The following is a 13753-nucleotide window of genomic DNA, read 5'->3' on the forward strand; positions in this document are numbered from 1 at the left end:
GATTTTGTACATGAAAGGCGGCTATGGAGCAGGAAAAAGAAATTCGCTGGCTAGGCTCCAGCTATAGCGATTTACTCGCTTTTCCCGAGGAAATGCGTCGTCGAGCGGGGTTTCAACTCGGCAAAATTCAGGCAGGCCTCGACCCTGACGACTGGAAGCCGTTTGACTCGATCGGCCCCGGAACGCGCGAGATTCGCATCAGGGAAGCAGACGGCATTTATCGCGTCATGTACGTGACCAAGTTCGTGGAAGCACTGTACGTGCTGCATTGCTTCCAGAAGAAAAGCCAGAAGCTGGGTCCGCGCGACAGGAAGATTGCCGAAACGCGGTATCGCGCAATCAGGTCACACCACCTCTGGTCACATCACCATTAACAATAGGAAAACTAACAATGACGATCGACACCAAAATTCGTCACGTAAGCAGGCCCGGCGCCAATCTGTTCCTCGAGCTCGGCTTTTCCGCTGAAGAGGCGAAGCGGCTGCACGCGGCGTCGCAGAAACAGATCAACGACACGCGGCTGCTCAAGGAGCAACTCATGACAGAACTGTCCACGTGGATCGAACAGCATCATCTGAAACAGGCCGAGGCGGCCGAGATACTGATGGTGTCGCGCCCGCGCGTGTCCGACGTGGTCAACAAGAAGACCACCAAGTTCACTATCGATACGCTGGTGGAAATGATGAGCCGGATCGGCAAGCCGGTCACGCTGGCGGTCGGCTAACGTGTATGGATCGCCAACGCGTATGGTGTTGCATGCAACATCGCGCTGTCATGCACGTATCGCTGCGGCTCGACTCTAGCTCGCGCCGCGCTCATGTTGCCACAGCACGTCAGTGCCGCCGTCCGCACGGTTGAGCACGCGCGCAAGCACGAACAATAGATCCGACAGCCGGTTCACATATTGGCGCGGCGCGGCGTTGATGGTCTCGTATTCCCCCAACGCAACAATCGCGCGCTCGGCACGCCGGCATACGGTGCGGCACACATGCGCGAGCGAAGCCGCGCGCGAGCCGCCGGGCAGAATGAACTCCTTCAGCGGCGGCAAGTCGGCGTTGTAGTCCGCAAGCCAGTCGTCGAGTTGGGCGAGGTGCCGGTCGGTAATCATCGTATAGCCGGGAATGCACAGCTCGCCGCCAAGGTCGAACAGGTCATGCTGAATCGCGACCAGCGCCGCACGAACCTTGTCCGGTAAGGTTTCACACAGCAGTACGCCGAGGTTGGAGTTGAGTTCGTCCACGTCGCCGATCGCGGCGATCCGCGCGCTGTCTTTGCGCACACGGGTGCCGTCGCCGAGACCCGTGGTGCCGTCGTCGCCCGTTCGGGTAGCGATCTTGCTCAAGCGGTTGCCCATCATATCTCCCATGCATTCAGTGACGACGCGCGGCCCCATGTATCCCAACGCGGCTCATCGGGCACCGCGTTTATCCATATTGCGCGCATCGTGAAGTCGCCGCCATTATAGAAGCGCCCGCCTGCTCCAACGCCGGCCCGTGGGCGATCGGCGTAAAATGAAACAGATGCTGCAAACCAGCATTGCCCCACCTATCAGGAGACATGCGTGAATCATCCCGTGCCGCCGGCCCCGCTGCGCCGGCCGTTTCCCGCCGAGCTGCTGAGCGCGCTCAAAGCCGCGTTCGCCGACCGCGTGTCCGTATCCGAAGCCGTGCGCGCGCATCACGGCCGCGACGAGTCGCCGTTCGATCCCCAACTGCCTGACGCCGTCGTGTTCGCCCGCACCACCGAAGACGTGCAAAACGTCGTCAAACTGTGCGGCCAGTACAACGTCCCGATCATCCCTTACGGTAACGGCTCTTCGCTGGAAGGGCATTTGCTCGCGGTACAGGGCGGCGTATCGATCGATCTGTCTGAAATGAACCGGGTGTTGTCAATCAACGCCGAAGACCTGACGGTCACCGTCGAGCCCGGCATCTCGCGCAAGCAGTTGAACGAGGCATTGCGCGATACGGGCCTGTTCTTCCCGATCGACCCGGGCGCGGACGCGAGCATTGGCGGTATGTCGGCCACGCGCGCTTCGGGCACTAACGCCGTACGGTACGGCACCATGCGCGAGAACGTGCTCGGGCTGACCGTGGTTCTGGCCGATGGCCGCGTGATCAAAACCGGCACCCGCGCCCGCAAGTCGTCCGCGGGTTACGACCTCACGCGCCTGTTCGTCGGCTCGGAAGGCACGCTCGGCGTGATTACGGAAATTACAGTCCGCCTGTATCCGCAACCGGAAGCGGTGTCCGCCGCGGTGTGCGCGTTCCCGTCAATGGGCGACGCGGTCCGCGCGGTCATCGAAACGATCCAGATCGGCGTGCCGATCGCGCGCGTCGAATTCGTCGACTCGCTCGCTATCCGCTCGATCAACCGCCACTCGAATCTCACGCTGCGTGAAGCGCCCACATTATTCTTCGAATTCCATGGCACCGAGGCCGGCGTAAAAGAGCAGGCCGAACTGGTCCAGGACATCGCCGCGCAAAATGCCGGCGAAGGTTTCGAATGGGCCACGCGGCCGGAAGACCGCAGCCGTCTGTGGAACGCGCGCCACAACGCCTATTTCGCCATGCTGCAACTGAAGCCCGGTTGCCGTGCGGTCACGACCGACGTCTGCGTGCCGATCTCGCGCCTCGCGGAATGCGTGGAGGAAACGGAACAGGACCTGAAGGACTCGCCGCTGCCCTGCCCGATCGTCGGCCATGTCGGCGACGGCAACTTCCACGTCGCGATCCTGATCGATCCGAACAAGCCGGAAGAACTGGTCGAAGCCGAGCGCCTGAACCATCGCATCGTGCAACGCGCGCTGCGCATGGACGGCACCTGCACGGGCGAGCATGGCGTCGGCTTGCACAAGATGGGCTTCCTGCTCGAAGAACACGGTGAAGTCGCGGTCGACACCATGCGCTCCATCAAGCATGCGCTCGATCCGCACAATCTGATGAACCCGGGAAAGATCTTCACCTGGGCAGCTTGAGGCGTCTGCAGGCGCGGCTGCATAAGACAAGCAGCCGCGTGGGACTTGAAAGGCACGAGGAGACAAGTCACATGAACGCACCCGCTGAACTGACGGCCGAAGTACTCGCCCAGCGCCAGCGCGAAGTCGTGCAGGCGCTGATGGCCGTATTGCCGACCCATTGTTTGCTGTATCGGGAAGAAGACACCGTCGCCTACGAGTGCGACGGTCTCGCGGCCTACAGGCGTCTACCACTCGCGGTCGCGTTGCCGGAAACGGAATCGCAGGTGCAGCGCATCGTGCAGATCTGCCACCGTCTCGACGTGCCGATCGTGCCGCGCGGTGCCGGCACCGGCCTGTCCGGCGGCGCCATGCCGATCCGTCACGGCGTGGTGGTCTCACTCGCGCGCTTCCGTAAGATCGTGGAAGTCGATTCGTACGCGCGAACCGCCACGGTCCAGCCCGGCGTGCGCAATCTGTCCATCTCCGAGGCCGCCGCGCCTTACGGCTTGTATTACGCGCCGGACCCGTCGTCGCAGATTGCCTGCACGATCGGTGGCAACGTCTCGGAGAATTCCGGCGGCGTTCACTGCCTCAAATACGGTCTGACGGTGCACAACGTGCTGCGCGTGCGCGCCGTCACCATGGAGGGCGAAATCGTCGAATTCGGCTCGCTCGCGCCAGATGCGCCCGGCCTGGATTTGCTGGCCGTGCTGATCGGCAGCGAAGGCATGTTTGCGATCGTCACAGAAGTCACCGTCAAGCTGATCCCGAAGCCGCAAACCGCACAGGTCATCATGGCGAGTTTCGACGACGTGGTGAAAGGCGGCGACGCGGTGGCCGGCATCATCGCGGCGGGCATCATCCCGGCGGGTCTGGAAATGATGGACAAGCCGGCCACCCGCGCCGTCGAGGAATTCGTCAACGCGGGCTACGATCTCGACGCGGCGGCGATCCTGCTGTGCGAATCGGACGGCACACCCGAAGAAGTCGCCGACGAAATCGTGCGCATGACCGCGGTCCTGCGCGAACACGGCGCTACGCGCATTCAGATTTCCCGCTCGGAGAACGAACGTCTGCGCTTCTGGTCGGGGCGCAAAAACGCGTTCCCGGCAGCCGGGCGAATTTCGCCCGACTACTACTGCATGGACGGCACCGTGCCGCGCCGCAGTATCGGTCCGTTGCTGACGCGCATCGAGGCCATGGAGAAGACTTACAACCTGCGCTGCATCAACGTCTTCCATGCGGGCGACGGCAACATGCATCCGCTGATCCTGTTCAACGGCAACGATCAGGACGAGTGGCACCGGGCCGAAGCATTCGGTTGCGACATCCTCGAAGCGTGCGTGGAACTGGGCGGCACGGTGACCGGCGAGCACGGCGTGGGCATCGAGAAGATCAATTCCATGTGCGTGCAGTTCTCGCCCGAGGAGCGCGACGCGTTCCACGCGGTAAAACGCGCTTTCGACGCACCCGGCCTCCTCAACCCCGACAAAGGCATTCCCACCCGAGCGCGCTGCGCTGAGTACGGCAAGATGCACGTGCGCGGTGGCTTGCTGCCGCATCCGGACTTGCCGCGTTTCTAGCATTACCCCCGCCCGCCGACGCATCGCGCATAGCCCGCGCGCGCGCCGCTTTGCCTGCTTTCACCCTGATTACCCGATGCGGGTCCGCTCCTGGTTGCCAGAGCGCCCCCGCCCGGTACAATCAACCGAAACACAACGAAGCAGGACACCATGGAAGAGGACGACATCGTCGCCGGGTGGTCGGAACGTGTGCGTTCGGCCAGCGCCGAAGGGCACGCGTTGCGCATCCGTGGCGGCGGCACCAAAGACTGGTACGGTCAGACGCTGGAAGGTGACATCCTCGACACGCGCGCTTATCGCGGCATCATCGCGTACGACCCGGCGGAGCTGGTCATTACCGCGCGCGCGGGCACGCCCCTGCTGGAGATCGAGGCCACGCTCGCCGAGCACCATCAGATGCTCGCTTTCGAACCGCCGCACTTCGGGTCACAGGCCACCTTCGGCGGCTGCATCGCGGCAGGAATCGCGGGTCCGCGTCGACCCGCGGCCGGCGCCGCGCGCGACTTCGTGCTCGGCGCCGTGATCATGAACGGCCAGGGTCAAAAGCTGCATTTTGGCGGCCAGGTGGTGAAGAATGTCGCCGGCTACGACGTCTCGCGCCTGATGGCAGGCTCGCTCGGCACCCTCGGGCTGATCCTCGAACTGTCGATCAAGGTGCTGCCGTTGCCGCAGGCCGAAGCCACGCTCAAATTCGACATGAACGGCACCGACGCGGTCCGCAAGCTCAACGAATGGGGCGGCCGGCCGCTGCCGATTACCGCGAGTGCCTGGCGTCATGGCACGCTGGCCGTGCGCCTCGCGGGCGCCGAGGCGGCGGTCAAGTCGGCGCGCACATCGCTCGGCGGCGAAGTCGTCGACGCGGTCGAAGCCGAACGCTTCTGGGCAGGACTGCGCGAACAGACCGACTCGTTCTTCGCCGCCATTCCGCCGAAAGCCGCGCTCTGGCGCCTCGCGTTGCCGTCCATTACGGAGCCGCTGCAACTGCCCGGCGCGCAGCTCATGGAATGGGGCGGCGCCCAGCGCTGGTGGATTACGGATACGGACGCGCAAACCGTGCGCATCAGCGCCAAGCAGGCCGGCGGCCACGCCACGATCTTCCGCACCGGCCACGGCTACGACCGCGGCGCGGGCGTATTCACTCCTCTTCCCGCGCCGATGATGAAAATCCATCGCGGCCTGAAAACCGCTTTCGACCCGGCCCGCATCTTCAATCGCGGCCGTCTCTACCCCGACTTCTGAGCGACGCGATGCAAACCAACCTCGCGGACTTCATTCGCAACACGCCGGACGGCGACGAAGCCGAAGGCATTCTGCGCAATTGCGTGCACTGCGGTTTCTGCACGGCCACCTGTCCGACGTATCAGATATTGGGCGACGAACTCGACGGTCCACGTGGACGGATCTACCTGATCAAGCAAATGGTGGAAGGCGCGCCGGTCACGCGCAGCACCCAGGTTCACCTGGACCGTTGCCTGACCTGCCGCAACTGCGAAACGACCTGCCCATCCGGCGTGAAATATGGCCGGCTGGTGGAAATCGGCCGCAAGCTCACCGAAGAAAAAGTCACGCGGCCGCTCGGTCAGCGCCTGACGCGCCGGCTGCTCGCGAGCTTCGTGCCGAACAGCGCGCTGTTCACGCCGACCATGCGCATCGGTCAGCATTTTCGGGCGCTGCTGCCCAAGAAGCTGCGCGACAAGGTGCCGGCGCGCCAGCGTCCGCTCGAATGGCCGACCGCGAAACATCCACGCAAGATGCTGCTGCTGGCGGGCTGCGTGCAACCGTCGATGATGCCGAACGTCAACATCGCCACCGCGCGCGTGCTCGACGCACTCGGCGTCGAAACGCTGATCGCGCCGGACGCCGGCTGCTGCGGCGCGATCCGTCTGCATCTGGGCTACAACGACGACGCGCTCGACGACCTGCGCGCGAACATCGACGCATGGTGGCCGTACGTCGAACAGGGCGTGGAGGCGATCGTGATGAATGCGTCCGGGTGCGGCGCGACGGTCAAGGAATACGCGCACCTGTTGCGCCACGATCCGGCGTATGCGGAAAAAGCGCGCCGCGTGGTGGAATTGACGCGCGACATCGCGGAGATCCTGCCTGAGTTCGAAGAACCGCTGGTCTCGGTCACGCGGCGCCGCTCGGTTCATACGGTCGCGTTTCATCCGCCCTGCACGTTGCAGCATGGTCAGCAGATACGCGGCAAGGTCGAGCATCTGCTAACCGCGCTGGGTGTCGAAGTGCGCCTGCCCGCTGACAGCCATCTGTGCTGCGGCTCGGCCGGCACCTATTCGCTGACCCAGCCCAAGCTCTCGTATGCGTTGCGGGATCAGAAGCTCGAGCGGCTGCAAGCACAGGAGCCGCAGGTGATCGTGTCGGCGAATGTGGGCTGCATTGCGCATCTGCAAAGCGGCACCTCCACGCCGGTCGCGCACTGGATCGAACTGGTCGAGCACATGCTGTCCGTATAATCGGGTAATCGACTTTCGCTGGACTTCCGGATCCGTCATGCCCGATCTGATTCACAACCTCGAAGCGGTGCGGCAGCGCATCGCCATGGCCGCGCACGTGGCCGGACGCGATACGCGCTCGATCCATCTGCTCGCGGTCTCGAAGACTTTCCCCGCCGAAGACGTGCGCGCCGCCTACGCAGCCGGCCAACGCGCGTTCGGCGAGAACTACGTGCAGGAAGCCATCACCAAGATCGAGGCGCTCGCCGATCTGCGCGCCACGATCGAATGGCATTTCATCGGACCCTTGCAATCGAACAAGACACGGCCCGTCGCCGAGCACTTCGACTGGGTACACTCGGTCGATCGGCTGAAGATCGCGCAGCGGCTCTCCGAGCAACGCCCGGACAACCTGCCGCCGCTGAACGTGTGTCTGCAGGTCAACATCAGCGGCGAGGCGTCGAAGAGCGGCGTGAGCATTCCCGAGGCGGTGGAAGTCGCGCACGCGATCGCCGCCCTGCCGAAGCTGAATTTGCGCGGCCTGATGGCGATTCCCGAACCGGCCGGCGGCATCGACGAGCAACGCGTGCCGCATCGGCAGTTGCGTGAGTTGTTCGAGCGTCTGCGCGACGACGGACTCGAACTCGACACACTGTCCATGGGCATGTCGAGCGATCTCGAGGCCGCCGTGCTGGAAGGCGCGACGATCGTGCGCGTGGGTACCGCGATCTTCGGCGCGCGAGATTACTCTAACTGAGCTCTAACTGCGCTCTAACTGAGCCTCACGAGCCTTTTCCGGCTGCTGGGCTCTTCACTGCACTTCCTTCGGAACATCATGAAAATTGCTTTTATCGGCGGGGGCAACATGGCTGCCGCGTTGATCGGCGGCCTCATCAAGCGTGGCGTCGCGCCCGCTGACCTCTACGCAATCGATCCCAACGAAGACGCACGCAAGCGCAATGAGCAGCAATTCGGCATCAAGACCGGCGCCGCGGCGGATGCCACGCTCGCCGCCTACGACGCCGTCGTGCTGGCCGTGAAGCCGCAAATCCTGAAGAGCGTCGCGGAGTCTTTGGCGCCGCATCTGAACGCGTCGCAACTGGCTGTGAGCATCGTCGCGGGCATTCGCATGGGCGACATGTCCCGCTGGCTGAACGGTCACAACCGTATCGTGCGCGTCATGCCGAATACGCCGGCGCTGATCGGCATGGGCGTGACGGGTCTCGTGGCGACCGCCGGCGTGGACGAAGCGGGCCGCGCGCTCGCGTCGCAAGTGCTCGGCGCGGTCGGCGAAACAGTCTGGTTCGACGACGAAGCGAAGATCGACGCCGTCACCGCAATCTCGGGCAGCGGGCCGGCCTACGTGTTCTATTTCATCGAGGCGTTGCAGGAAGCCGCGCGCCAACTCGGCATGGACGAAGCGCAAGGCCGCGCGCTGGCCGTGGCGACCTTCACCGGCGCGGCGCAACTGGCGGCGAATTCCGACGAGCCGCCGAGCCTGCTGCGCGAACGCGTGACATCCAAAGGCGGGACCACGGCGGCGGCGCTGGCGTCGTTCGAGGCGAGCGGCATCAAGGATGCGATCGTGCGCGGCGCACTCGCCGCCGACGCCCGCGCGAGAGAAATGGGCGACGAACTCGGCCGGGAATAAGCGCGTAAGCAGCGCATTGGAACTGAACGCCGCAGCGGTTCGATTCAAGCCGCCGCGGCGCTAGCGACGAAGAAACCCAAAGCGCTTGGGGAAAATCAAACCCACGCCGCCGCGTAATGCGCGGCGATACCGGCGAACAGCGCGCCGCCAAGCCAGTTGTTATGCCGGAACGCCGCGAAGCACGCCATCCGTTCGCGATGGCGAATCAGCGTGTAGTGATAGATCGCGCAGCCCGCGGCCGCCGCCCAACCCAGCCAGTACAGCACGCCGAAACCGAGCATCAGGCCGATACCCACGTAGATCCCCAGCGTCACCGCGTAGCAGAGCATGATCGCGGCCACGTCGAAGCGGCCGAACGTCAGCGCCGACGTGCGGATGCCGATCTTGATGTCGTCGTCGCGGTCGACCATCGCGTATTCGGTGTCGTACGCCACTGACCAGAATACATTGGCCAGCAGCATCACCCACGCGAGCATCGGCACGTGGTTCTGAATCGCGGCGAACGCCATGGGAATGCCGAAGCCGAACGCGATGCCCAGATAAGCCTGCGGAATCGCGAAGAAGCGCTTGGTGAACGGATACGAACCGGCGACGAAAAGCGCCGCCACCGAGAGTTCCTTGGTCAGCGTATTCAGCGGCAGGATCAGCAGAAATGCCAGCAACGACAAAGCGGCGGCCAGCGCCACCGCTTCCCACGCCTTGATCTTGCCCGACGTGATCGGACGATTCTCGGTGCGCTTCACGTAACGGTCGAAATCGCGGTCGGCGTAGTCGTTGATTGCGCAACCCGCCGAGCGCATCAGCACCGTGCCCACCGTGAAGATCACCAGCAGCGGCAACGACGGACGACCGTCCGACGCGATCCACAGCGCGTTGAGCGTCGGCCACAGCAGCAGCAGGCTGCCGATCGGCTTGTCCATGCGCACGAGGCGCAGATACAGGGGAAGTCGGGCGAACATGGGCGGAATCGGTGAAGTGCGAGACAGTGCGGCTATTTTACGGGATGCGGACGGCGGGTCGCCGCCGCGCGAGCAAGTCCGACAAGCCGGCGGCGCAAAAAACAAAGCCTCCCGCGCGGGGAGGCTTTGTTTGCCTTGCTTTGCATCACGTTTCAACGCCGGCGCCGAACCGAAGCACCGCGCTGAAACCCGGGCGAAACGCCCGCTACGCGCACCGCTTACGCCAGCATCGAGCGCAGCATCCACGCGGTCTTTTCGTGAGTTTGCATGCGTTGCGTCAGCAGGTCGGCGGTCGGCTCGTCGTTGGCGGCTTCCGTCGACGGGAAAATCGCGCGTGCGGTGCGCACCACGGCTTCCTGACCTTCCACCAGTTGGCGGATCATTTCTTCCGCAGCCGGTACGCCATCCGCTTCCGGAATGGACGACAGCTTGGCGAATTCCTTGTAGCTGCCCGGCGCATGCACGCCCAGCGCGCGAATCCGTTCAGCGATCGAATCGACCGCCAGCGCCAGCTCGTTGTATTGCGTTTCGAACATCAGGTGCAGCGTATTGAACATCGGACCCGTCACATTCCAGTGGAAGTTGTGGGTCTTCAGATACAGCGTATAGGTGTCGGCGAGCAGGCGCGACAGCCCTTCTGCAATCTTCTTGCGATCCTTGTCGCTGATCCCGATATTGACGTGCTGTACGGCTGCTGCGGCTTCTTTTTTGGCCATGATGACTCCTTCAAAGAGTGATACGAACCGGTCGGCAAGTGACGGTTTGCGGATAGCAAACTCGACATAACGAACGCCCGACAGTTTAGCTTAGAAAGCTGCTGCGCCCGTATGACGCGTGGCCACTTGCCGCAACCACGGCACGCCTTCTATCAGCCGCCCAGCGCGTGTTGCAGCGCCTGCGCGGCGATCACCGCGAACCCGCTCGTGACGATCGCAAAACCCACGGCCTTACGCGCCATCAACGCGTACTGCTGTTGCGCGCCGCGCGCGGCTCGCGTGCCGCCCAATGTGGCCATCATCATCTGCATCATGATTGTGCTCCTTCGGTTCGTATCGATACCGGCGGGACGCAGATGCGTCCCGCTTTGCTGCATCACTCGAACTGCTGCGTGGCTGCTTACTTGTTGTTGCCTTCCGCGAGGTCGGCCAGCGCCGCGATCACGCCTTGTGCGTAAGCGGGGTCGATGCGGCGGAAATGCTCGATCTGCCGCGCGACGATCTCCTGCGGCACACCGTTGATATGGCGTGCGATGTTGCCGAACAGACGCTCGCGCTGAGCCGTATCGAAGAGCGCGAACAGCATGGCGGGTTGCGTGTAGTAGTCGTCGTCGAGGCGATGATCGTAACGATCCACGGCGCCCGCCGCGAGCGGCGGTTCGGACGCGTTGGCGTCCTGCGCGAAGTCGCCGAACCGGTTCGGCTCGTAATTCACATTGCCGCCGAGATTGCCGTCCGCGCGCATCGCGCCGTCGCGATGGAACGAATGCGGGCTCGGCACGCGCGATGCGTTCACCGGAATCTGATGGTGGTTCACACCGAGCCGATAGCGCTGCGTGTCGCCATACGAGAACAGACGACCCTGCAACAGACGATCCGGCGAGAAGCCGATCCCAGGCACCACGTTGGCCGGCGTGAACGCCGCCTGCTCTACGTCCGCGAAATAGTTGGCCGCGTTGCGATTCAACTCGATCGTGCCGACGTCGATCAACGGATAGTCCTTCTGCGACCACACTTTCGTGATGTCGAACGGATTGAAGCGGTACTTTGCGGCTTCGGCTTCCGGCATCACCTGAATGGCGAAGCGCCATTTCGGGAAATTGCCCTGCTCGATGTTCGTCAGCAGATCGCGTTGCGCGCTTTCGCGGTCTTGCGCGACCACTTGTGCGGCCTCGGCGTCGGTAAAGTTCTCGATGCCTTGCATCGACTTGAAATGGAACTTCACCCAGAAACGCTCGTTGGCCGCGTTGATGAACGAGTACGTGTGCGAGCCGAAGCCGTGCATCTGACGGTAGTTTTGTGGAATGCCGCGATCGCTCATGAGGATCGTCACCTGATGCAGCGACTCCGGATGACGCGACCAGAAATCCCACGCGGCCACATTGCTGCGCATGTTCGTGTAAGGGTCGCGCTTTTGCGTGTGGATGAAGTCAGGAAACTTCAACGGATCGCGGATAAAGAACACCGGGGTGTTGTTACCGACCACGTCCCAATTGCCTTCTTCCGTGTAGAACTTGATCGAGAAACCGCGCACGTCGCGTTCGGCGTCGGCCGCGCCACGCTCGCCCGCAACCGTCGAAAAGCGCATGAAAAGCGGCGTTTCCTTGCCGACCTGCGCGAACACCTTCGCCTTCGTGAAACGCGAGATATCGTGCGTGACCTTCAGTGTGCCGAAAGCGCCCGAACCTTTGGCGTGGACACGGCGCTCCGGAATCACTTCGCGATCGAAGTGGGCGAGTTTTTCCAGCAGCCAGACGTCTTGCAGGACAACCGGGCCGCGCGCGCCGGCGGTCATCGAATTCTGGTTGTCGGCGACGGGTGCCCCGGCGGCATTGGTGAGCTTACGTTCGGACATGCGTGACTCCTGAATGGCTTTTATCGAAACAGAATGGGGGGAGAGGCGCGCGGCGCACTGATGTCAGAGGCTCATGCGTTGTGCGTGATGCGTCATGCGGACAAGGCCCGATCGACCAGCAGGGACAACGCGACGGTGCGCATGCTGAGCATCGACGCGACAAAGCCGCCGGACGCGGCGACCGGTTGTGCGGCGAGGGCTTGAGCGGGCTGCGGGTTCAGTTGCGTCATGATTTCCTCCAGGTCTTGTGGGATCGGGCGACCCATGGAGGAAACTATATCAATACTATCGAATCATCGTGTTTGATTAATTTTATCTATTCGATAGGCGCTGCAGCTATCGACACCCATGACGGGCGCCGGGCCGGCTGCCGCAGATGCGCGGCGAACCGGCCTGGAAGCGGGTGTGACCGTTAGTTGACGGCGACCGGCAAGTCGAGCTTTTTGACGCCTGGCAGATCGCAGGCGCTGATGGCATCGCAAATCGCGTCGATGGCGGGCATGCGCGTGAAGCTTTTGCGCCAGGCCAGCACGACGCGGCGATCCGGCACGGGTTCGTCGAAGGCGACGTAGCTGAGCAGGCCGGCGTCGATGCCGCCGGCATGCGGCTTGACTTCGTGCACCGACATGCGCGGCAGCACGGTAATGCCGACGCCGCTCGCCACCATATGGCGAATGGTTTCCAGCGACGACCCTTCGAAGGTCTTCTGAATACCGTCCGCGTTTTGCGAAAAGCGCATCAGTTCCGGGCAGACGCCCAGTACGTGGTCACGGAAGCAGTGGCCGCTGCCGAGCAGCAGCATGGTTTCCTGCTTCAGATCGTCGGCGTCGATTTTCGGGCGGTTTTCCCAGGCGTGACCGGACGGCAGCGCGACCACGAACGGTTCGTCGTACAGCGGGCGCAGCATCAGGCCGGTTTCCGGAAAAGGCAGGGCCATGATGGCGACGTCGATTTCGCCCTGTTTGAGCAGTTCGATCAGCTTGAGCGTGTAATTTTCCTGCAGCATCAAGGGCATTTGCGGGACGCGCTTGATCATCTGCTTGACGAGCGTGGGCAAGAGGTACGGCCCGATCGTGTAGATGACGCCGAGGCGCAGCGGCCCGATCAGCGGATCTTTGCCCTGTTTGGCGATTTCCTTGATGGCGAGCGTCTGCTCGAGGACACGTTGAGCTTGCGTGACGATCTGTTCGCCGATCGGCGTGACGCTCACTTCGCTGGTGCCGCGCTCGAAGATCTGGACGTTGAGCTCGTCTTCGAGCTTCTTGATGGCGACCGACAGGGTCGGCTGGCTGACGAAACACGCTTCGGCGGCCCGGCCGAAGTGCCGCTCGCGGGCAACCGCGACGATGTATTTCAATTCGGTGAGCGTCATTGGGGGACCAATCAGTGCGATGAGTTTGATAGGTTCTAGTTATACACCTATAGGGTCGGTTCGCCAACCTCCTGGGGTTGTGTGGGGGGCTTTTGGGGGTTTGGGTTATGGGTCTTTGGTCTTTGGTCTTTGGCCTTTCCTTGCTTTCTTAGTGGTCCATTAGCGTTGCCCCTGTGCGGGGCGGCACCTACTTTCTTTGCCGCGG

Annotated in this window: 15 protein-coding genes; 8 read left to right on the plus strand and 7 right to left on the minus strand. The window is 63.1% G+C overall.

The features are described 5' to 3' along the window. Positions 1-23: 23 nt before the first annotated feature. Positions 24-374 (plus strand): type II toxin-antitoxin system RelE/ParE family toxin, encoded by a 351-nt coding sequence (locus P0D68_RS26520; RefSeq protein WP_408186805.1) that lies wholly within the window; start codon positions 24-26, stop codon positions 372-374. Positions 375-391: 17 nt separating this feature from the next. After that, positions 392-724 (plus strand): helix-turn-helix domain-containing protein, encoded by a 333-nt coding sequence (locus P0D68_RS26525; protein ID WP_408186806.1) that lies wholly within the window; start codon positions 392-394, stop codon positions 722-724. Between the two features lie 75 nt (positions 725-799). Here the strand turns inward: P0D68_RS26525 and P0D68_RS26530 are convergent, their stop codons facing one another. Continuing rightward, positions 800-1354, minus strand: coding sequence for a cob(I)yrinic acid a,c-diamide adenosyltransferase (locus P0D68_RS26530; RefSeq protein WP_408301108.1), 555 nt, complete (start codon positions 1352-1354; stop codon positions 800-802). A gap of 207 nt (positions 1355-1561) precedes the next feature. Between P0D68_RS26530 and P0D68_RS26535 the strand changes: the two genes are divergently transcribed. The 6 genes from P0D68_RS26535 to proC all read left to right on the plus strand — a co-directional run bounded on the left by P0D68_RS26535 (position 1562) and on the right by proC (position 8646). Next, positions 1562-2977: an FAD-linked oxidase C-terminal domain-containing protein gene (locus P0D68_RS26535; RefSeq protein WP_408186807.1), complete on the plus strand. Its 1416-nt coding sequence runs from the start codon at positions 1562-1564 to the stop codon at positions 2975-2977. A 71-nt stretch (positions 2978-3048) separates the two neighbouring features. Further along, positions 3049-4542: an FAD-linked oxidase C-terminal domain-containing protein gene (locus P0D68_RS26540; RefSeq protein ID WP_091796683.1), complete on the plus strand. Its 1494-nt coding sequence runs from the start codon at positions 3049-3051 to the stop codon at positions 4540-4542. A gap of 150 nt (positions 4543-4692) precedes the next feature. Continuing rightward, positions 4693-5781 (plus strand): glycolate oxidase subunit GlcE, encoded by a 1089-nt coding sequence (gene glcE, locus P0D68_RS26545; RefSeq protein WP_091796684.1) that lies wholly within the window; start codon positions 4693-4695, stop codon positions 5779-5781. Between the two features lie 8 nt (positions 5782-5789). Further along, positions 5790-7016 (plus strand): glycolate oxidase subunit GlcF, encoded by a 1227-nt coding sequence (gene glcF / locus P0D68_RS26550; protein ID WP_091796685.1) that lies wholly within the window; start codon positions 5790-5792, stop codon positions 7014-7016. Between the two features lie 37 nt (positions 7017-7053). Beyond that, positions 7054-7752: a YggS family pyridoxal phosphate-dependent enzyme gene (locus tag P0D68_RS26555; RefSeq protein WP_091796686.1), complete on the plus strand. Its 699-nt coding sequence runs from the start codon at positions 7054-7056 to the stop codon at positions 7750-7752. A 78-nt stretch (positions 7753-7830) separates the two neighbouring features. Further along, complete coding sequence (gene proC / locus P0D68_RS26560; RefSeq protein ID WP_408301070.1) at positions 7831-8646, plus strand: pyrroline-5-carboxylate reductase; 816 nt, start codon at positions 7831-7833, stop codon at positions 8644-8646. 95 nt (positions 8647-8741) lie between these two features. On the opposite strand, the gene ubiA is transcribed toward proC, so the two are convergent. From ubiA to P0D68_RS26590, 6 genes are all read right to left on the minus strand, one after another. Further along, positions 8742-9605 carry a 4-hydroxybenzoate octaprenyltransferase gene (gene ubiA / locus P0D68_RS26565; RefSeq protein ID WP_091796688.1) on the minus strand — a complete coding sequence of 288 codons (864 nt, stop codon included), beginning with the start codon at positions 9603-9605 and terminating at the stop codon, positions 8742-8744. A 218-nt stretch (positions 9606-9823) separates the two neighbouring features. After that, entirely contained in the window at positions 9824-10321 is a 498-nt protein-coding gene (locus tag P0D68_RS26570) for a Dps family protein (RefSeq protein ID WP_012431774.1), read from the minus strand. A 152-nt stretch (positions 10322-10473) separates the two neighbouring features. Continuing rightward, a complete protein-coding gene (locus P0D68_RS26575; protein WP_408301072.1) occupies positions 10474-10635 on the minus strand; it encodes a hypothetical protein in 162 nt (53 codons plus the stop codon). Between the two features lie 86 nt (positions 10636-10721). Then, entirely contained in the window at positions 10722-12176 is a 1455-nt protein-coding gene (locus tag P0D68_RS26580; RefSeq protein ID WP_408301074.1) for a catalase, read from the minus strand. A 92-nt stretch (positions 12177-12268) separates the two neighbouring features. After that, on the minus strand, positions 12269-12406 hold the full coding sequence (locus P0D68_RS26585; RefSeq protein WP_408301076.1) for a hypothetical protein: 138 nt from the start codon (positions 12404-12406) through the stop codon (positions 12269-12271). 182 nt (positions 12407-12588) lie between these two features. Then, complete coding sequence (locus P0D68_RS26590; protein WP_091796691.1) at positions 12589-13548, minus strand: LysR substrate-binding domain-containing protein; 960 nt, start codon at positions 13546-13548, stop codon at positions 12589-12591. Between the last annotated feature and the right edge of the window lie 205 nt (positions 13549-13753).

Origin of the sequence: Paraburkholderia sp. RL17-380-BIE-A (assembly GCF_046028085.1) — a bacterium.
Lineage (GTDB): Bacteria > Pseudomonadota > Gammaproteobacteria > Burkholderiales > Burkholderiaceae > Paraburkholderia.